This window comes from Thermoanaerobacterium sp. RBIITD (genome assembly GCF_900205865.1).
GTDB lineage: Bacteria > Bacillota > Thermoanaerobacteria > Thermoanaerobacterales > Thermoanaerobacteraceae > Thermoanaerobacterium.
This window is the reverse complement of record NZ_LT906662.1, coordinates 1,087,271-1,109,416: the sequence shown is the minus strand read 5'-3', so window position 1 is coordinate 1,109,416 and position 22,146 is coordinate 1,087,271. Positions and strand designations below refer to the sequence as shown.

Annotated in this window: 17 protein-coding genes; 15 read left to right on the top strand and 2 right to left on the bottom strand. The window is 32.8% G+C overall.

Features of this window, described 5'->3' with window-relative positions; translation table 11 throughout:
- Nucleotides 1-36: 36 nt before the first annotated feature.
- A complete protein-coding gene (locus CPG45_RS17885) occupies nt 37-159 on the bottom strand; it encodes a hypothetical protein (protein WP_255405143.1) in 123 nt (40 codons plus the stop codon).
- 577 nt (nt 160-736) lie between these two features.
- Between CPG45_RS17885 and CPG45_RS05145 the strand changes: the two genes are divergently transcribed.
- The 6 genes from CPG45_RS05145 (at nt 737) to CPG45_RS05120 (ending at nt 7,665) form a co-directional block, all read left to right on the top strand.
- Nucleotides 737-2,542, top strand: a complete 1,806-nt coding sequence (locus CPG45_RS05145; RefSeq protein WP_172856481.1) for an ABC transporter permease — start codon at nt 737-739, stop codon at nt 2,540-2,542.
- A 3-nt stretch (nt 2,543-2,545) separates the two neighbouring features.
- On the top strand, nt 2,546-3,199 hold the full coding sequence (locus CPG45_RS05140; RefSeq protein WP_157732336.1) for an ABC transporter ATP-binding protein: 654 nt from the start codon (nt 2,546-2,548) through the stop codon (nt 3,197-3,199).
- 287 nt (nt 3,200-3,486) lie between these two features.
- A complete protein-coding gene (locus CPG45_RS05135; RefSeq protein WP_096230929.1) occupies nt 3,487-4,656 on the top strand; it encodes an iron-containing alcohol dehydrogenase in 1,170 nt (389 codons plus the stop codon).
- A 153-nt stretch (nt 4,657-4,809) separates the two neighbouring features.
- Complete coding sequence (locus CPG45_RS05130) at nt 4,810-5,784, top strand: phosphodiester glycosidase family protein (RefSeq protein ID WP_231969016.1); 975 nt, start codon at nt 4,810-4,812, stop codon at nt 5,782-5,784.
- 14 nt (nt 5,785-5,798) lie between these two features.
- A complete protein-coding gene (locus CPG45_RS05125; RefSeq protein WP_096230928.1) occupies nt 5,799-6,815 on the top strand; it encodes a hypothetical protein in 1,017 nt (338 codons plus the stop codon).
- Nucleotides 6,816-6,930: 115 nt separating this feature from the next.
- Nucleotides 6,931-7,665, top strand: coding sequence for an SGNH/GDSL hydrolase family protein (locus tag CPG45_RS05120; RefSeq protein ID WP_096230927.1), 735 nt, complete (start codon nt 6,931-6,933; stop codon nt 7,663-7,665).
- Here the strand turns inward: CPG45_RS05120 and CPG45_RS05115 are convergent.
- Entirely contained in the window at nt 7,662-8,549 is an 888-nt protein-coding gene (locus CPG45_RS05115; protein WP_096230926.1) for a LysR family transcriptional regulator, read from the bottom strand. The genes CPG45_RS05120 and CPG45_RS05115 overlap by 4 nt on opposite strands.
- A gap of 199 nt (nt 8,550-8,748) precedes the next feature.
- Between CPG45_RS05115 and CPG45_RS05110 the strand changes: the two genes are divergently transcribed.
- From CPG45_RS05110 to CPG45_RS05070, 9 genes are all read left to right on the top strand, one after another.
- A complete protein-coding gene (locus tag CPG45_RS05110) occupies nt 8,749-10,560 on the top strand; it encodes an oxidoreductase (RefSeq protein WP_096233487.1) in 1,812 nt (603 codons plus the stop codon).
- A gap of 24 nt (nt 10,561-10,584) precedes the next feature.
- A complete protein-coding gene (locus CPG45_RS05105; protein ID WP_096230925.1) occupies nt 10,585-11,175 on the top strand; it encodes an alpha/beta fold hydrolase in 591 nt (196 codons plus the stop codon).
- A 305-nt stretch (nt 11,176-11,480) separates the two neighbouring features.
- Nucleotides 11,481-13,709, top strand: a complete 2,229-nt coding sequence (gene helD, locus CPG45_RS05100; RefSeq protein WP_096230924.1) for an RNA polymerase recycling motor HelD — start codon at nt 11,481-11,483, stop codon at nt 13,707-13,709.
- Nucleotides 13,710-13,962: 253 nt separating this feature from the next.
- A complete protein-coding gene (locus tag CPG45_RS05095) occupies nt 13,963-14,493 on the top strand; it encodes a hypothetical protein (RefSeq protein ID WP_096230923.1) in 531 nt (176 codons plus the stop codon).
- A 158-nt stretch (nt 14,494-14,651) separates the two neighbouring features.
- Complete coding sequence (locus tag CPG45_RS05090) at nt 14,652-15,272, top strand: hypothetical protein (protein ID WP_096230922.1); 621 nt, start codon at nt 14,652-14,654, stop codon at nt 15,270-15,272.
- Nucleotides 15,273-15,561: 289 nt separating this feature from the next.
- Nucleotides 15,562-16,881, top strand: a complete 1,320-nt coding sequence (gene xylA, locus CPG45_RS05085; protein ID WP_096230921.1) for a xylose isomerase — start codon at nt 15,562-15,564, stop codon at nt 16,879-16,881.
- Nucleotides 16,882-17,001: 120 nt separating this feature from the next.
- Entirely contained in the window at nt 17,002-18,504 is a 1,503-nt protein-coding gene (gene xylB / locus CPG45_RS05080) for a xylulokinase (protein WP_096230920.1), read from the top strand.
- A gap of 134 nt (nt 18,505-18,638) precedes the next feature.
- The gene (locus CPG45_RS05075) at nt 18,639-20,753 is read left to right on the top strand and encodes a beta-glucosidase (RefSeq protein ID WP_096233484.1); all 2,115 of its coding nucleotides are present in this window, start codon (nt 18,639-18,641) and stop codon (nt 20,751-20,753) included.
- A 182-nt stretch (nt 20,754-20,935) separates the two neighbouring features.
- Nucleotides 20,936-22,138, top strand: a complete 1,203-nt coding sequence (locus tag CPG45_RS05070) for an ROK family transcriptional regulator (protein WP_096230919.1) — start codon at nt 20,936-20,938, stop codon at nt 22,136-22,138.
- The last annotated feature ends 8 nt before the right edge of the window (nt 22,139-22,146 follow it).

The following is a 22,146-nucleotide window of genomic DNA, read 5'->3' as shown; positions in this document are numbered from 1 at the left end:
TATAAAATAAGAACAGGTAATAGACCTGTTCTTATTTTATAATATGGGACAATTCTTCAACATTTTTATATTTTCTTTAAATAGTTTTTTACTTTCCGTAAAATGCGAAACATCTTTTTTGCCTACAATAATAATTAATCCTTTTTCATCATTGTCCATTGTAACATCCTTTATATATCACAAAGTTATAATAAAAATTTGTTAATTTTTTCAGGATATAGGAGGAAATACTTTTTAATTTTAATTGATTTCATCCGAATTGAAGATAAATATTTCTAGGATTTTTATAAGGATTTTAAAAGGTTCTATAGAATAATAATATGAAGATGATATATCAAATTTATTAATAAGAATATTCAAGAAATCTAAACTCTATAAAACTTTAATATAATATATCCCATGGATAAATTTAATATTATTTTAACAACAATTTAATATTTGTTTAACAATTGCGATATATTATTTAATTAGAAATTTAGAAAAAATATCAAAGTGAAACCATTAATGTAATAAATAACCAATACAGTTATTGGTGTTATTGCTTGCAATTTTTTAAAATTGTCATAAATTACAATGAAAATAGTAAGAGGCTAAAAAATAAAGGATTGTAAAAGCCTTAGATGCAAATAAAATTGCCTTTTATAGGAAAGTGACTGTAGATGTAAAACAGAAGTAAGTAATGAAGATGTCAAAGCTGAAAAAATAGCTGTAATTAATTAAAACGATGGAGGCAAATATGATCTTATATAGTTTAAAGAGTCTATATTACAATAAAAAAAAATATATAATATTAGGTATATTAAGTACTATTGCATTTGGTTTTGTATATTTTATACTTCAAGTTTTAGATTATGTATCTAAAAAAGGAAATAGTGAGGTAAAAGCAGATATCAATTTTAATGTATTAATGATCACTTTTATCGTGGTATTTGTATTCTTTGCAGTTATGATAATATCGGCAGTCTTACATATCTTTTATAAAATGAGAAAGAATGAAATGCATATATTGAAGACATTGGGAGCTAACAACAAAACAATCAGTAAGATTTTTATTGGAGAATTATCGTTATTAAGTTTAATAATAAGTATTACAAGTCTGATTTTAGGACTTATCATTACTCACGAATTTTTTAATTATTATGATGTTAATATTAATCAAGAAATAGGTGTAATGGCTGAATTTTTGTTATTAAGTTATTTAATATTCCTAATAATAGGTATTTTACAATTTAGAAAAGTTTTATTAGAACACATAATCAAGAAAAATGCAAAAATTAAAAGTAGCAATTATTTATCGAAAATAATAGTTGGAGCAGTTTTTATTGTAGTCTCATTTTTTATAAGCTATAATATAGCAAAGTTAGGATGTTTTATAATAGGTGCTGCTATTTTAGTAAACCCCGCTTTATATTTTATTTTAAATGTTTTAGAAACAATTTTTAAAAGCTCGGTACCGCCAATTTATGTTTCTATAAAACAAATAAAATTTAATTTTAAGAAGGCTTCATCCCTTATAAATAATGTATCAATCTCAATCGTATTAATAGTATTATTATTTACTATGTATAATTCTGTAAAAATGAGTGGAATAGAATATTCAAAAAAGAATATGAAATTCAATCAACTTATTCAGCTTAACACAATCGTTCCAGATAATAAGATAAATGAGAATAATGTTTATAAGGCTTTGTCATTTGATGCTGTATATACAAAAAATAATATGAAGTTATTAGCAACTGGGATAGATAATGATTATGTGAAATTTGAAAATCTCGATATAAAGAATGGATCACTTTCAAATCTATTTAACAATAATAACAATTTGGTATGTATAATTCCTGAACTTATGAAAATAAATAATGGAATAAAAATAGGTGATACTATAGAGCTTAAGATTTTAAAAAAGACTGTCAATGCTAAAGTTGTTGGTAGCATATATACATACAATATAAATCAGATATACATTAATAAAAATGTACTCAGCAAAAAAATACTCGGCGCTGAAGGAGTTAGTAATACATATTATGCTATTGGAAATATTGATAATATAACTAAAAAGCTAAATGAATTAGATATAAAATATGATGTAATAAGTAGAGATAGACTTATCGAAGAATATAAGAATGGAATTTTAAAAGGGACAGAAATGATTGATACTTTTTTATATATTTATTTAGTTATAAGCATATTTATGATTATTAATATGTTTCTAATGTCTTTAGAAGAGAGAAGTAGATATAATAATTCATTCAAGTTGATAGGCATGAGAAAACTAAGGATCATTTTGATGAATACTTTTGAGGGGATATTTATAATAATAGCTGGTAGCATATTAGGGTTAATATTTGGAACTATATTGACTAATGGATTGCCGTCATTTGTAGAAAGTTCATACGGAATAAGAATGCGCAACTTTATTCCATGGACATTATTATTTGATATTGTTGTATGTGCTCAAGCTGTTACTATAATTGCTACATTTATATTAAGTTTATTTTCAAATGGTGAAGTAGGAACGAAACTAATAGGGAGGGAGGAGTAATTGATGCTAATAAATGTAAAGAATGTAAGCCATTCATATGATATGATAAATTTTATAATAAAGGATTTTAATTTGACAATTGAAAAAGGAGAAATTATTGCAATAATAGGTGCTTCTGGCAGTGGGAAAAGCACTCTACTAAACATTATTGGTGGAATAATAGAACCTACCAAAGGAGAAGTTTTATATGATAATGTTAATATACATAAGTTGAATAAAAGAGATGCCGAGACTTTCAAATTATCAAAATTAGGATACATATTTCAAAATTATAATCTGATACCATTTTTAAATGTGTTAGATAATGTATTATTACCTGTTGTTTTATTGAAGAAAAGTGTCAAAGAGTATAAAGACGAAGCAATAAGATTGTTAAAAGAATTGCATTTAGAAAATAAGATAAAAAGCAATATATTGGAGTTATCTGGTGGCGAACAACAAAGAGTTGCAATTGCAAGGGCTTTGATTCTAAAACCGATGATTATATTAGCTGATGAACCAACAGGCAATCTTGACAAAGATAATACAATTAATTTTATGAACATGCTGACAAGGTTAGTTAATGAAAGAAAAATCAGTGTTCTGATTGTTACACATGATATGGATGTAGCAGAATATGCCACAAAAGTTATAGATTTAAATAAATATAATTTTTAAAATAAAAAATGTAAATTTAATATAACAATATTTTAACCCAATAACTATTTTTACCTTTTCCTTTATTCTACATCAGGTATCGAATCATTTTCATGTGCCATTATTGTTTGAAAGAATCTAAGTGTCCATTCATTAGCTATTTTTCTATTTCCTTAAGGCAAAATATTTAACTTCCCGCTGCCATTAAATGCTTGACACAAATTTTAAATAAATAACATTATTTAATTAATAAAAACAGTGCTATAATTATTTATGTAGGAAATATTTTCATAAAAGGATGTGTTTTTATGGAGAATTTTGATTTTGTATGCCCAACAAAAATTATTTTTGGTAAAGATACTGAGAATAGAGTCGGCGAAGAAGTTAAGAAATATTCAAACAAGATAATGCTTATATATGGCGGTGGCAGTATAAAAAGGACGGGACTTTACGATAAAGTTATAAATTCATTAAAAGAAAATCACATTGAATACATAGAACTATCTGGTGTTAAGCCTAATCCGAGGTTAAGCTTGGTTAATGAAGGTATCAAGATATGCCGTGAAAATAATATAGACTTTATATTAGCAGTTGGCGGTGGTAGTGTAATAGATACCGCAAAGGCTATAGCAGTTGGTGTACTTTATGATGGTGATGTATGGGATATATTTATAGGAAAAAGTGTGATAGAAAAGGCACTTCCAGTAGGTGTAATATTGACACTCGCGGCAACAGGAAGTGAAGCGAGCGACAGTGCTGTTATAACTAATGAAAATGGTTGGTACAAAAAAGGGATACATTCAGATTTAATAAGACCGCAATTTGCTATAATGAATCCAGAGCTTTTATATACATTACCGCCATATCAAACAGCAGCAGGCGCAGCCGATATTATGGCACATATCATGGAAAGGTATTTTACGAATGTGCGAAATGTAGACCTTACAGATAGACTTTGTGAAGCAACACTGAAGACTGTCATAAATAATGTACCCTTATTAATGGAAGATCCTAAAAACTATAATGCGCGAGCAGAAGTGATGTGGGCTGGTACAATTGCCCACAATGGCTTACTCGATACTGGAAGAGTCGGTGACTGGGCATCACATAAGATAGAGCACGAACTAAGCGCAATATACGATATCGCACATGGTGCAGGACTTGCAATAATATTTCCAGCATGGATGAAATATGTTTATAAGCACGATATTAATAGATTTGTACAGTTTGCAGTAAGGGTATGGAATGTTGATTTGTCATTTGAAGATTCAGAAGCTATTGCACTTGAAGGTATAAAAAGGCTTGAAAGCTTCTTTAAAAGCATAGGGCTTCCAACATCATTGAAAGATGCAGGAATAAATGCTGACAGGATAGAAGAGATGGCAGACAAATGTACAGTGAATGGCAAAGTGACTGTCGGTCAATTCGTAAAACTTAATAAAGATGATATAATCAACATATATAACATTGCAAAATAAAGTGATATATAAAAATATCCTGATATTGAGTAGAAAAACTCACTATCAGGATATATTTTTTGTGCATATTTATATTTTATTAATAAAAATTTAATATTTGTCATGTATAATATAAATATGTACAAAAGTATAAGAAAAATTGTGAGGTGCAAAATGGGAGAGAAGATTTCAATGAAGCGAATTATGCTTTATATAATATTTGAACTGATTTTAGCAATTATAGTTATGCCAGTATTAATATTTTATGGACCATTTACAAATATAAGAAATACTTTAGTTTCCACGGCAATGACGACATTTAGCCATAAATATCTTGCAACATTATTTTTGCCGCAAAGCAAGATAGATGAGATAATGAAAAATATGAATAACATTGGTTCTGGAAGTAGCAATAGCAGTTTATTAAATTTTAAAAACAATCATGACAGCACAATTGAAGTAAATGATATATCAAGCAACAAATTTAAAGGAAAGGTAGTTTTGATACATGACCCCACAAGGATACAGGTAGGTATGTCAAGCAAACTGCCTAAGGAAGGCGAAACTGTAAGTGAGATTGCAAAAAACAATGATGCTATAGCTGCTATAAATGCGGGTGGCTTTATCGGATTTGTAGATGGAAACTGGACAGGTAGTGGTGGAACACCAGGCGGAATCATTATACACAATGGAAAGCTTTTATATAACAATGCATATAGCAAAGATGGCAAAATAGATCTTATAGGTTTTACAAGCGATGGTAAACTTCTTGTTGGGAAATATACTTTAGACGAGATTAAAAATATGGGAATAAAAGAAGCCGTTAGTTTTAAACCGGCATTAATAGTAAATGGAAAGCCGATGATCCCTAAAAATAGTGACGGCGGTTGGGGTATTGCTCCAAGGACAGCTATAGGGCAGAGAAAAGATGGTACGGTAATATTCTTGGCTATCGATGGAAGGGCAATATCAAGTGTAGGTGCGACATTAAAGGATGTCCAAAATATAATGCTTGATTATGGAGCATACAATGCCGCAAATCTTGATGGTGGATCATCGACAACACTTTACTACAAAGGAAAGGTAATAAACAATCCATCAAATCCCCTTGGTGAAAGAACAGTCCCGACAATATTTTTTGCGAAATAAAATGTGGAGGTATTATGAGAATTTTAAAAAGAACATTTACTTGGATTATAATCCCATTGTTAATAGAGATGGGGATATTATACTATATTAATAATTTTTATTTATCGTCAACAAGCACTTTTCATATAAAAAAGATATATACAGAAAATGATACGTTGAAGAAGACAATTGAAGTGGATATACCGGAGGGTGCTCAAAGTGTAAAAGCATCATATGATGGAAGCTATGTATCTTATTTATTAAATCATCAAATTATTATTGTAGATACAAAGACACAAAATATAAAGAAAGTAGTTGCAGCAAGCAATTTTATTGATTATTATACATGGTTAAACGACAGAAACAGACTTGTCTATTTTTACAAAACATATAGTCAAGGCAGAGAAGCCATACAATTAGAAGCATATGACCTTGATATAAATAATAAAATAAAAATTGACAAGCTAATATATGCACCACGAAATAGTCATATTGACAATGTTACATTGTCGCCATTGACGAACATGATATATATAAATATTGTTGATAGAAACGGATATAGTTATCTCTATCGTGTCGACATAATGGGGCAAATAGCAAACTTGAAACTTCCGATTAAGAGAATAACGAGAATGTATGAAGTTCAAAGAAAAGATGTACTTTTTTATGAATCATCAAATGGCATTGTTAGAGTAATAAAAAATGGCAGTGGATATACATTTTTAGATGGTGGATATTCATTAATAGGTATTGACAATAAAGATAATATTTATGTCGGAAAACTTGAAAATGGTAAGGTCGTAGAAATATACTATGGTTCTATTGATACGAAGATGAAAAATTGGAATCATATAACACTAAATCATCCAATTGAGACGGATAAAATTATGATACTTCCGAAAAACAATGTTATTGCCGTTACTTTTAATGATATGGATTTGATTGATGTCAATACAGGTGATACTATAAATGGAAATGGTAAAATAATAGGTGTAAATGCAAATTATATAATGTATATGAATAACAATAAAATTATTTTGAAATTACAATAATGTCGATTTAATATCGGCATTTTTTTACCACTGTTAAAAAAATTTACAGAAAAATTGTTTAATATTTTCTATAATGTGCTATAATAAATTACAAAGCTATGAGGAGGTGCAATTCATGGAACTTCTCAATCTAAAAGACAGTTATAATTTTTTAGTATGTGGTGATTCAATATCAAAAGGTGTTGTATTTGATAAAAGCAAAAATAAATATGTACTATTGAAAGATTCATATACTAATTTGCTTGAAGGAAGCTTAAAAGGCACCATAGACAATGTAGCGAAATTCGGCAGCACCATTTTAAAAGGAATTGACAGACTGAAGAAGGAACTCATAAAAGTCAAACCTGATGTAGTACTTATTGAGTTTGGCGGAAATGATTGTGATTTTAACTGGGATAAGGTAGCGGAAAATCCTCATAGTGAGCATATGCCAAACACAGATTTTAATGTATTTAAAAATTCCCTTAATGAATTAATAGATTCTCTTAAAAAATCAAAGATTATTCCAGTACTTTTAACATTACCACCCATTGATGCAGATAGATATTTTAAATGGATCAGTAAAAACAATGTTGATATGGCAAAAAATATTCTAACATGGCTTGGAAGCGTTACGAAGATATACTGGTGGCAGGAAAAGTATAATTCTGCTATTTTGAGTATTGCCCGTAGCACAAGGACAAGAGTTATTGATATAAGAAGTGCGTTTCTTGAAAACCCTGATTATAGACAGCTCATTTGTGATGACGGCATACATCCAAATGAAGAAGGGCACAAAGTCATAGCAGAAAAGATAATGGATTATGTTAAAACACACTATAATTTTTTACTTAAAAACCCACAAATCTAAGGGCATATATTATTATAGAGAAAATCGACAAATTTTTTAAATAGCTCTGACAAGTATTTGTCTTTATGATAGATAATATTGAAATTTCTTAAAAACCTTACACCTTCTATCTTTACTTTTACAATCTTTCCGCTTTCTAATTCATCTTTTATAGCAAGCTTAGATATTACGGAAATACCGATATTGGCCTCAACGGCTTTTTTTATCGCCTCAATACTATTTAATTCAAGCTTTATGTTATAATTTGCATTATGTTCTTTCATGGTATTTTCAAATACCTCTCTTGTTCCACTTCCCCTTTCACGGATAATCATATTTTCTGATGCTATTTCTTCTACATTAACAATTGGATTTTTCGCCCAATGGTGATCTTTTGAACATATAAGATATAGTTCATCATTTAAGTAATGCCTAACAATGATATTACTTGAATGTATCGGGCCTTCAACGATTCCTAAATCTATATCATTATCCAATATCATTTTTACAATTTCAGATGTATTATCAATAAAATAAGGCAACTCAATATTTTCATAAACATTAATAAATTTACCAATTATAGTAGGGACCAGGTATGTACCTGCTGTTCTGCTGGCACCGATTCTAAGTCTTCCCATCTTCATATTTGAAATATTTTTTAATGTATTTTGTGTTTCATTTATAAGTACCAAGATTTTTTTACTATAATCTTTCAGTATTTCCCCTGCATATGTCAAAACAAGCTTTTTTCCGATTCTATCAAATAGCTTAATATTATATTCTTCTTCTAAATCAGATATAGATTGGCTAATAGCTGGTTGTGTCATATAAAGTTTTCTTGCTGCTTCTGACATGCTTCCACAGCCGCATACTGTTAAAAAAATATTTAATTCTCTTAAATTCATTTTTTCATCACCATAAGTAAAAACTTATATATTTTATAATATTATATTATTTTACTTATGCAAAAACAAGCCTTACAATAATGTGTGAGGCAATATTAATAAAAATACACCGTTGTCATTCTGAGCGAAGCGAAGAATCTCGGATTTTAGAGGATTACAGGTTTTTGAGTTTTAATAAATGAAAGGAATGATAGTTAAGATGCTATTCAGTGAAGGAAAAATAGGAAATATGAGATTAAAAAACAGATTTGTCATGCTGCCGACTGTCACAAATTTATCAAATGATGGTTTTGTTAGCGAAGGGGAGATAGGCTATTACGATAGACGGTCAAAAGATGTTGCTTTGGTGATAGTTGAAGCTTGTTATGTAAATAAATTTGGCAAGTTCTTTAAAAATCAGTTGGGCATAGACGAAGATGATAAGATAGAGGGGCTTAAAAAGCTTTCTGATGTACTTCATAGAAATGGAGCAAAGGCGGCAGTTCAGCTTGCTATGCACAATCCTAAGTATAAGCCGACTGATTTTACAAAGGAAGACATAAAAGGGTTTGTCAAGGACTTTGTAGATGCTGCTATTAGAGCAAAGAAAGCGGGATTTGACGCAGTAGAGCTTCATTTTGCCCATGGATGGTTTGTAAATCAATTTTTGTCTCCAAATGTAAATAAAAGAGATGATGAATATGGCAAAGACTTTGAAGGAAGAGCGAGATTTGCACTAGAGATATTAAAGAATGTAAAAGGCGAAGTGCCGGATATGGCTGTGATATGCCGTATAAATGGAAGCGACTACACGGATGGGGGATTTGACATAGAAGAGAGCATAGAACTTTCGAAGCTTTTAGAAGAGTACGGCTTAGATGCACTAAATATTTCATCAGGCGTAGGCTCAACGTCAGAGTACCACATATCGCCAATGGCCATAGATGATAGACCGCTCATTGAATTTACTAAGAAAATTAAAGACAACGTGTCTATTCCTGTTATAGCGGCTGACAAACTTGGTGTTGCAGATGACTGGGAGAGCATAGTAAGACAAGGCTATGCAGATTTTATAGGGATTGCAAGAGGATTAATTGGTGATCCTGACTGTGTTGTTAAATACATCGAAGGAAGAACTGATGAGATAAAATACTGCATCCATTGCAACCAAGCATGTATTGCGTATATACAAAAAGGACTTCCTGTATCATGCATGATGAACCCTACTGTAGGCAGGGAAAAAGAATTTGATGTAATTGCAGAAGATAAGCTTAATGTAGCTGTAATAGGCGGTGGACCTGCTGGTATGGCGGCTGCCAAATATCTTGCGAGAAAAGGTCATAACGTAGAATTATTTGAGAAAAACAATTACCTTGGTGGTCAATTGAATATTGCAAAAGTACCACCATATAAGGCTGAGATAGGAAAAGTAATTGACTACCTTGAGATGGATTTAAAGAAGTACGGCGTAAAAGTTAATTTAAATCATGAAGTGATACATGATAAATTAGAGAAGATGAATTATGACAAGGTGATTATCGCGACAGGCTCAATTCCAAAGAAATTGGATATTGAAATGGATATAGTACCATTAAGAGCTATAGACGTTTTAGATGGCAAAATACCGACGGGTGATAATGTTGCAATCATAGGTGGTGGTTTAACAGGGCTTGAAACTGCTGAATATCTTGCTACAGTGGGTAAAAGTATCACAATCATAGAATTACTTGATGATGTCGGGAAAGATATATATCCTATGATAAAGAAAATTCTTCTTGAAAGGCTTAAAAAATATGGCGTAAATATTATTACAGATGCAAAAGTAGATAAGATAAAAGGCAACAAGTTGGTGTACAATAGAGATAATACAATTGATATTGATGATGTAGTAATTGCAATTGGCAATATTTCTGACAATACATTTAAAGATATAGAAAATGGTGATAAATACTATTTCATTGGAGATTGTAAAAATGTTGCAACAGCAGTAGAGGCAATAAGGGATGGCGCAGAACTTTCACTTGTTATATAAAATTATTCAGAAAGGGTGATATTTATGGCAATAGATGATAAATATATTGACATTGACGGTGCTAAGATTCATTATCTAATAAGTGGTGATGGCGAAAAAGATACTGTTCTTCTATTGCACGGTAAGAAATTTACAGCAGATGATTGGAGAAACGCTGGGATAATTGATTATATTATTAATGAAGGTTATAAAGTACTTGCTGTCGAAGTGCCAGGCTATGGAAAGTCTGAAATGCTTGATATTCCTTATGAAGAGTTTATAAAAAAATTTGCTGATGATTTAAATCTTGATAAATTTCATATTGTTGGACCATCTTTCAGCGGTGAGATATCGATAAAATTTGCATTAAAATATCAGGATATGCTAAAATCTCTTGTTATTGTAGACAGTATAAATGTTGACAAATACAAAGAAAGGCTAAAAGAAATAAAAGTTAAGACACTCATAGTATGGGGCAATAAGGACGATGTTGCGCCGTACGAATTTGCAATGATGCTAAAACAAAATATACAAAATGCAAAACTGTATACATTCGATGTTCTAGGTCATACTTGCTACTTTGATAAACCTGATATATTTTCTAATGAATTGATTGAATTTTTAAATCAAACTTAAACGCAAATATGATTATGCATATACAAAATTAAACTAATAAATATGATAAAACCTGTTCTTGCATAAAGAACAGGTTAATTTTATTCATTAATATTCATAAACATTACATAAATTTTACTTACACTAAACAACATAATTTTATCACACAATCGGTTATTTGACAAGATAAAAGATGCAAATTTGAGAGAAAAGCAGCTAATTATAACTGTTTTTGATGGAAAACATGTGATATTGCATTAATACATTTGTAAATTAAAAGATATTGCGATAAAATGAATTTTACCGTCATGCAAGGAGGTAAAACAATGAGAGCATTAGAACATCCATCGTACAGCGAAGAAAAACAGAAGCTTCAAAAAACTATAGAGTGGATTGAAGGTGAGATAGCAAAAAGTGAAGAGGAAGGCAAGATATTAGAGAAAAAGATATCTGAAACTCGAAAGGAAGTGAAGTCAGCACTTGACGAAAGGATAGTTTTACAGAAGCAGCTTAAGATGAGCAATGAAAGAAAACTTAGAAGGTATAAAGAATCGAAGAGCAAACCGTACTTTGGGCGTGTCGACTTTAAGGAAGACGGTGATGATAAGATAAAAAAACTCTACATTGGCAAATACGGTTTAAGCGATGAAAAGCACGATGAACCTGTCGTCATCGATTGGCGATCTCCTATTGCAGATATTTATTACAGTGGTGAAGCTGGTGCAGTATCTTACAAATCACCTAGTGGCGAAATATCTGGCGAAATAAAGTTAAAGAGGAGGTACGAAATAGAAGAAGGTGAACTTCTCAATATTTTTGATGAGAAATTAAAAGAGATGATCTTGGATGACGAATTTTTAACGTCGTCTCTTGAGAAGAGTGCTGATAATAGACTTAAAGACATAGTTGCAACGATACAAAAAGAGCAAAATGATATTATAAGGGCATCATTAGATAAGGCTTTGATTATACAAGGTGTTGCAGGAAGTGGAAAGACGACAATTGCACTTCACCGGATGGCATATCTTATTTACCAAAATCAGAGAAATAAAGGAAGAGAAGATTATTACATGGTAATAGCTCCAAACAAACTTTTTCTTAATTACATATCTGATATTTTGCCGGATCTTGGCGCTGATGATGTCCTGCAGACGACATTTGAAGATTATGCATTAAAAATTACAGGGATAAAAGGAAAGCTAACAGTGGCAAATGATAAAATATCATATCTTTTAGGAGATGCGCCCATCGACGAAAAACGAAAGACTATGATGGTATCAAGATTCAAGGGAAGCTTGTTATTTAAATCAATTATCGATAACTATTTCAAACAGTTTTTATATAAGTACATTCCTGACTGTGATATAAATATTGATGGAAACATTATTTTTACATCAATAGAGCTTAAAAAGTTATTTATTGAAAATTTTGTCTACTTGCCATTACAGAAAAGGAAAGAGCAGTTTATATCGTATTTGAAGAATAGACTAAAGAAAAATAAGGAATTAATTGCAGACGGTATTGAAAGGGCGTATAGCGAAAAAATCAGATATGTTAAGGAAAATATTGATGACAATGAGTTAAGGCAGTCTAAGGTAATTGAACTGTATGATCTTAGAGATAGAGAAGTAGGAGATATACCAGCTAAAATCGACAAAGCGATTAATGATTATTCTGAAAAATGGACCCAATTAGATACAGTTAAAATTTACAGAGATATAATGAATTTTGAGACCATTAAGAAACTTTCGCATGGTAAAATCGAAGACGAAAAAATCTCGTATATATGTGATTATACAAAAGCGATGCTTGACAAAGACAAAATAGAAAACGAGGATTTAGCGCCGCTTTTGTACATACACAAGTATTTGTTTGGTTTAGATGATGCAGGCAAATTTACCCATATAGTCGTCGATGAAGCACAGGACTTTAGTGAATTTAAATTCTATTTAATAAAAGAAATCGTGAAGGGCGATTCTATAACGATAGTGGGAGATGTTGCACAAGGCATATACTCGTATAGAGGAATAAAATCATGGGATGACTTAAACAATCATGTGTTAAATGGCAAGGCGACGTATAAGATGCTTAAGAAAAGCTATAGAACGACTGTTGAAATAATGGAATACGCCAACAGTGTAATTGACAAAAGCAAGAATAAAAGTATAGTAAAAGCAGAGCCTATTATGAGGCACGGTGATGTACCAGAGATTGTTAGAATAAGAGACTATGACGAACTGATTCATGATATTTTAAATAATTTGCAGAATGATGAGCTTACGACAGCGATAATTTGTAAGACAGATGAAATGACGAAAAAGATATATGAAAGTTTAAAAAAGGATATAGATGACATTGCATTGATTAGCGATAAAACGGAAGTATATAAAGGCAGGAAAATCGTGATACCTTCGTATTTGTCTAAAGGATTGGAATTCGATACGGTGATGATTCCTGATGCAGATTCATACAATGATACAGAACTAGAGCTTAAATTGTTTTACGTTGCAATAACGAGACCACTTCACAAACTTAAATTATACTACATGGAATGATTTAAACGAAAAATACAAATTGATATATGTAAAATTAAGCACTACTACATCAAAATTAGTGCTTTTGTATAGCTGACTTATTTTTTAGTAAGCATATAGAGAAATAATAATACATTTTATCCTAATTTAGTATAAAAATGTTAATAAATTAGTACTTTTGGTCAATTGACATAATTTTTGGTAAACATATAATTAATTATAAGAAGGTTATCGATGACCTTTGACGATAAAATTTTTAAAAGGAGATGTTATGATGAAAAAGATCCTAGTATTACTTATTTTGTGCTTGACGTTAATTTTTCCTACGACCATTGGCTTTGCTGCGACTGATGTATATAAACAAACCAATGATGAAAATAAAGATAAGAACAATTTAATAAGTAATAGTTTGATAAAACCTGAAATTCAAATTGCGTATGTCACAGAACATAGAACGTCTACTTGGTTTGTAAATTACGACTTAATGATACGTCAACTTAATCTAAAAATTGGAAACTTAACTCATATTGTTAGTTATAGTTGGGATGAAACTTGGGAAGTAAATGCAGTGACAGGAGCGAAAATTAGATTAGTATCATCGACAACTCCCAAAATATATGATGGTTCTTATACTTTAAATGCAATGGCGGTTGTTGATGTTACAAAAGAGGAGATTGCACCAGATGGTTCTTACTATGAAACTGTTGTAAAAATATTATATACGGAACCAAATACAGGTATATCATATACAAACATTATAAGTCCGACAACTTATGCGACACAATTACCAAAACCAAGTACGTAATAAACTCATATATATGTTTCAAACGTGTAATTAGATTTTCAACAAGGGGTAGAATGAAATAGTTTTTTAATTTATAGCTACCCCTTTATTTTATTTATTTGTTTAAGTATATTCAAAGTAAAATTTAGAAATGTAAAATAATGGGAAGGTGCTATTTTATGAGAAAAACAATCTTTGTATTAATTTTATCAGTATTTTTATTTTCTACTCTTTTATCTTCGTGTACAAAGGAAGACTTAAATAAAGAATTAATTGGAGCAGTGAAAAAAGTTGAAATATTAGACAATAAGTATTCAAATTTTTATATAAACTGGGATGAATACATTAAAGAACTTAATAATATGTTTGTAGAAAACTATTTTATTGGAGAGCATTTAGCACGAGCATATATGCCACCGTATATTGTTTTATCTCAAGATTTAATAAATATTATTAAAGAAAAAGGACATGAACTATCAGATGATGAGCGAAGCAAAATAGTTAATTTGTCCAAAAAGTTTACTATAGATATAAGCACTCAGATATCTGATGTATACAGCATTGGAGACTATAAATATGTGTTTACAAAGACAAAAATAATGGCTAATTATAAATCAAGTTATCGCTATTTGTATTCAGTGAAGAAATATACTTTTACTAAAGACGGATATGGGTGGAAAATTGCAAAAGTTGACACTAAATATTTTAACAGCGAAATCGATATGACTAGATATAATTCTACAATTGACGGTCAAAAAATAGTTTATCCATTAGAGATCAACCCATTAAAAAATGATTAACATTTATAAAAAATCAATAAAAAAGAGTTAACCGTCTGAAAAATGCAGTTTTCAAGAGTACAATTATAAATTTTATAACAACCGCTCTTTTAGCATTAGGGCAGTTATTTTTTTATTCAAATCATAGCATTTTAAGATAGTGCTTGATATGGATTAACCATTACTACTATGTCATTTAAAATCTTTCTAAAAAATTTTTTTATTTTTAAGAAGGATTTTTTAATTTTGTGTAGAATATATAATATATAAGTTTGTTGGATAGACAAACAAATAAAAAGGAGGACATAAAATGAGCAAATATTTTGAGAAAGTATCAAAGATTAATTATGAAGGACCAAAATCGAATAATCCATATGCATTTAAATTTTACAATCCAGATGAAGTAATCGATGGCAAAACAATGGAGGAGCACCTTCGCTTTTCTATAGCCTACTGGCACACGTTTACAGCTGATGGAACAGACCAATTCGGAAAAGCAACAATGCAAAGGCCGTGGAATCATCTTACAGATCCTATGGACATAGCAAAAGCTAGAGTTGAAGCAGCATTTGAATTCTTTGAGAAGATAAATGCGCCTTTCTTCTGCTTCCATGACAGAGATATAGCTCCGGAAGGAGATACATTGAGAGAGACGAATAAAAACCTCGACGTTATCGTCGCTATGATAAAAGATTACCTAAAGACCAGCAAGACAAAAGTGTTGTGGGGAACAGCAAATCTCTTCTCAAATCCGAGATTTGTACATGGTGCATCAACATCGTGCAATGCTGACGTTTTTGCATACTCTGCAGCACAGGTTAAGAAAGCACTTGAAATTACAAAAGAGCTTGGAGGACAAAACTACGTATTCTGGGGTGGAAGAGAAGGATACGAGACACTCCTTAATACAGATATGGAGTTAGAGCTGGACAATTTTGCAAGATTCTTGCACATGGCTGTTGACTACGCAAAAGAAATCGGATTTGAAGGACAATTCTTGATTGAACCAAAGCCAAAGGAGCCTACAAAACACCAATACGACTTTGATGTAGCAAATGTTTTAGCATTCTTAAGAAAATACGATCTTGATAAATATTTCAAAGTAAATATCGAAGCTAACCATGCAACATTAGCAGCTCACGACTTCCAGCATGAACTCAGATATGCAAGGATAAATGGAGCATTAGGATCAATAGATGCAAATACAGGCGACATGCTTTTAGGATGGGATACGGACCAGTTTCCGACAGATATACGCATGACGACACTTGCAATGTATGAAGTCATAAAAATGGGTGGATTTGAAAAAGGCGGTCTCAACTTTGATGCAAAAGTCAGAAGAGCCTCATTTGAACCAGAAGATCTTTTCTTAGGACATATAGCAGGTATGGATGCTTTTGCAAAAGGCTTCAAAGTCGCTCATAAGTTAGTAAAAGACGGAGTATTTGATAAGTTTATTGAGGAAAGGTATGCAAGCTACAAAGAAGGCATCGGTGCTGAGATTGTAAGCGGCAAAGCAGACTTCAAGAGCTTAGAGAAATATGCATTAGAGCATAGCGAGATAGTCAACAAATCAGGCAGACAAGAATTGCTCGAATCGATCTTTAACCAGTATTTATTTACTGAATAAGTGAAGAGTGGTATGGGGACGTTATGTTTGCCACCTTCCAATTCATAAGAAATACAAAAGGGCAGATATTGCCTGCCCTATATTATAAAGATTAATAAAACGTTTTATGGAGGTAAATTTATGTATTTTCTTGGAATAGATTTAGGTACATCGTCAGTAAAGATAATACTTATGGATGATGGTGGAAAAGTTGTATCAAGTGTATCAAAGGAGTATCCTGTGTATTATCCGGAACCTGGGTGGGCAGAACAAAATCCAGAGGACTGGTGGAATGCGACAAAAGATGGCATAAAAGAGATTATTGCAAAAAGTGGTGTAAAAAGCGATGATATAAAAGGCGTCGGCTTAAGCGGCCAGATGCATGGACTTGTACTTCTGGATAAAGACGATAAAGTTCTAACGCCAGCAATACTATGGTGCGACCAGAGGACACAGGAGGAATGTGACTACATTACAGAGAAAATAGGGAAAGAAGGTCTTTTGAAGTATACAGGTAATAAGGCATTGACAGGCTTTACTGCTCCAAAGATCTTGTGGGTGAGAAAACACCTTAAAGATGTGTACAGCAGAATTGCCCACATCCTTTTACCAAAGGACTATATAAGATTTAAGCTTACAGGCGAATATGCCACAGAGGTTTCTGATGCATCAGGCACACTCCTATTTGATGTCAGCAATAGAAGATGGTCAAAGGATATGATAGACGCATTTGATATACCTGAAAATGCGCTTCCTAAGTGCTATGAATCGACTGATGTCACGGGACATGTGACAAAAGAAGCGGCGGATTTGACAGGACTTGAAGAAGGAACTATTGTTGTAGGAGGAGGTGGTGATCAGGCTAGCGGTGCTGTCGGTACAGGAACAGTGAAAAGCGGTATAGTTTCAGTTGCATTAGGCACATCTGGCGTCGTATTTGCATCACAGGATAAGTATGCAGCAGATGAAGAATTGAGGCTTCATTCATTCTGTCATGCAAACGGCAAGTGGCATGTGATGGGGGTAATGTTATCAGCAGCATCGTGCCTTAAATGGTGGGTAGACAATGTAAATAATTACAGCAGCAACAGTATGACATTTGATGGACTTCTTGAGGAAGCAGAAAAAGCACAGCCGGGAAGTGATGGACTCGTATTTTTGCCGTATCTAATGGGAGAGCGTACGCCATATAGCGATCCTTATGCAAAAGGAAGCTTTGTAGGATTAAGCATAACTCACAACAGAGGTCATATGACAAGGTCCATATTGGAAGGCGTTGCATTTGGATTAAGAGATTCTCTAGAGCTTATTAAAGCTTTAAATATACCGGTCAATGAAGTCAGAGTAAGCGGCGGCGGTGCTAAGAGCAAGCTTTGGAGGCAGATCCTTGCAGATATATTCAATGTAAGGATAGACATGATAAATGCTACAGAAGGACCATCATTTGGCGCTGCTATAATGGCATCTGTAGGTTATGGACTGTTTAAAGATGTTTTTGACGCCTGCAGCAAGCTTATAAAAGTAACAGACAGCGTATATCCGGTACAAGAAAATGTTGAAAAATACAATAAGCTATATCCGATTTACGTAAGCTTGTATTCAAAATTAAAAGGTACATTTGAAGAGATAGCGAAGTTAAATTGAAAAGGTATAAATTCTTCAAAAAAGAAGTTCACCTCATATGCGTAATATTGATACAAAATCTTTAGAGGTGAACTCTTAATTATATTATGGAAAAATGATATCGCCTTTAAAAATGAGAGGGGAACGTGAAAATTATGAAATGCACAAAGGAGTACCGTTTGTCTTACACAGAGAGGGCAAAAGAGATAGTGGAAAAGATGACTCTGGAAGAGAAAGTGCATCTTATGAGCGGCAAAGTGAGCCTTAAGGATTTGATAAATGATGAAGCAAATGGAAATCATTACAATTATGTGCCATATCCTGCAGGTGGAAATGAGAGGCTCGGAGTGCCTGAGATGAAGTTTTGCGATGGACCAAGAGGAGCAGTGCAGGGGAATAGCACATGTTTTCCTGTGTCGATGGCAAGAGGTGCGACATTCGATACAGATTTGGAGGAGCGCATAGGGAGGGCAATCGGAAGAGAGATTAGAGCACACGGCGGGAACCTCTTTGGCGGTGTGTGTATAAATTTGCCGTACAATCCCGGATGGGGGAGAAGTCAAGAGACTTATGGCGAGGAGTCCTTTCACATAGGACAAATGGGATCTGCACTTGTAAGAGGTGTACAGGAGGAGAATGTCATAGCATGCATAAAACATTTTGCTTTCAACAGCATGGAAAGGTCCAGATTCAAGGTGAATGTCACTGCAGACAAGCGGACTGAAAGAGAAGTATACCTTTCACATTTTAAAGACTGCATTGATGCAGGAGCTGCTTCTGTTATGAGTGCGTACAATCTCTATCAAGGCAAACACTGTGGCCACAGTGACTACCTTTTAAACAAAGTATTAAAAGAAGAGTGGGATTTTGATGGCTTTGTAATTAGCGACTTCTTCTTAGGTGTAAGAGACACAGTAGAAGCAGCAAATGGCGGAATGGACATAGAGATGTGTCACACATTGTACTTTGGAGATAAGCTAATCAAGGCAGTTAAGGAAGGGAAAGTAAGCGAAGACAGGATAAATGATGCAGCACTGAGGATTGTAAGGACTCTTTTGGCATTTACTGAAGTAGACGATAAAGAGTACAGCAAAGATGTCATAAGTTGCAAAGAGCATATAGATTTAGCTTTGGAAGCTGCTGAAAAATGCATGACACTTATGAAAAATGACGGCGTGCTTCCGTTTTCAAAGGATAAGTCAAAGCGTGTAGCTGTACTTGGAAAGCTCGGAAATCTAGGCAATATAGGTGATTACGGCTCCAGCAGAGTATACCCAAAATATGTTGTTACGCCATTAGAAGGGGTAAAGAAGCTTCTGCCTGATTCTGAAGTAGTCTTTTACGATGGCGATGACTTAGAGAAAGCAAAGGAGATAGCAAAGGCGTCGGATGCTGTGATATTTGTCGTTGGATATGGTCCACACGATGAAGGAGAATACTCAGATACGATAGCTGATGAGATCCTCGGAAAAGATGATCCTATGTTAAAGTCAGTAGAAGAGGCAGGAGGGCAGATAAGTGTAGGTTCTCAGACGGGATATGGCGGGGACAGAGTAAAGTCGCTGGGCCTTCACAAAGATGAAATAGAGCTTATAAAAGCTGTAGGACCTATAAACAAAAATTCTGCCGTCGTCTTGATTGGTGGTAATATGATAATGATAAATGAATGGAAAGACGATGTGTCCGCAATATTAATGGCATATTATCCTGGAATGGAAGGTGGGACCGCAATAGCTAAGACGCTTTTTGGCGATGTAAATCCAGGCGGGAAATTGCCATTTGTCGTCCCATACAGGGAAAGCGACCTTCCTCATGTAGATTGGGATACTAAAGAGCAGCACTATGGCTACTATCACGGATATGCTAAACTGGAAAAGGAAGGCATAGAGCCTCTGCTGCCTTACGGGTTTGGCCTTTCATATACGACATTTAGCTTTTCAAATGAAAAATTTAGTGTAGATGGAGATGAAGTTGTTGCATCGTGCGATGTTCAGAATACTGGCAGTATGAAAGGTGACGAAGTTGTACAGATGTACGTTGGATTTAAAAATTCATCTATAGATAGGCCTGTAAAACTTTTGAGAGGATTTAAACGTATTACGCTAAATCCAGGCGAGAAGATAAGAGTAGAAATCAGATGCCCAATCGAAAAGCTAAAGTGGTTTAACCCAGATACAAATGAATGGGAACTTGAACATATGGATTATGAAGTTTACATTGGCAACAGCAGCTCAAATAAGGATTTATTAATTGGGAAGGTAACATTATAAAAATTTTTAATGAAGATAAAAAGAATGTGCAGTTTCATAGGAAAATTTTCGTCAAATTGTTAAACTTTCTACTGCGATTTTCGATTATTATGTTAAGGCAAAATCATTGAGACAACACATTCTAATATGGTATAATATGAAATTAGGTTGTTGGTGAAAACGAAGTAATGTAAGGTGATTTGATGATAACAGGTGACCAGCTATTAATTAAGCAGATTAACAAATCTATTGTACTTAATACAATACGCAAAAAAGTTATAATATCTAGGGCTGATTTAGCTAATATAACAGGATTAAATAAATCAACAATATCATCTTTAGTCGATGAGCTTATAAAAGATGGTTTTGTAGAAGAAGAAGGGCCTGGTGAGTCAAAGGGCGGCAGAAAGCCTATAATGCTCATGATAAACAGCCTCGCTGGCTGTGTTGTCGGCATTGACCTTGATGTAAATTATATACTTGTGATCTTGACAGACATACTTGCCAATATATTGTGGCAGAAGCGTATAAATCTAAAGATTGGCGAGGAGAAAGAAGACATAATAAGCAAGATAATTGACCTTATAGAAGAGGCTATATCAAACTCGCCAAAGACTGTAAAAGGCATATTGGGAATAGGCATAGGCGTACCAGGGATTACGGACTATAAGAGAGGAATTGTGCTAAAAGCTCCAAATCTCAAGTGGGAAAATGTTGAGCTCAAAAAGATTATCGAAGAAAAGTTTCATCTAAATGTCTATATTGATAACGAAGCTAATACAGGCGCGATTGCTGAGAAATGGTTCGGTGTAGGTAAAAACGCCAGAAATTTTATTTATATAAGCGCTGGTATAGGGATTGGCACAGGAATAATTATTAATAATGAATTATACAGGGGATCTGTTGGCTTAGCAGGTGAGATGGGCCATATGACGATAGATATAAATGATCATCTATGCACTTGCGGCAATAGAGGGTGCTGGGAAAACTACGCATCTGAAAAAGCGCTGTTTAACTATATTAAGGAAAGATTAGAATCTGGCGAAAAAGATGATTATTTGAATATTAAAAATATAAATAGTTTAGATATAAATGACATTGTGGATATTGCTGAAAAGGGCAGCAGCCTTGCAAAAAGATCGATTGAGGAGATATCAAGAAATTTAAGCATAGGTATAGTAAATATTGTAAATACTTTCAACCCAGACTTAGTCATAGTAGGAAATACGTTATCTGGAATTGGCAATTCTTTGTTAAATACGATAAGGGAATATATAAATAGTAAATGTCTTGTATCAAGGTACTATGATGTTGCGGTTGAAATATCAAAATTGGGAATGTTGGATCGTGCTGTAGGCGCTGTGACGCTTGTAATATCAGAACTTTTTTCATATCCAGGATTATAATATATACG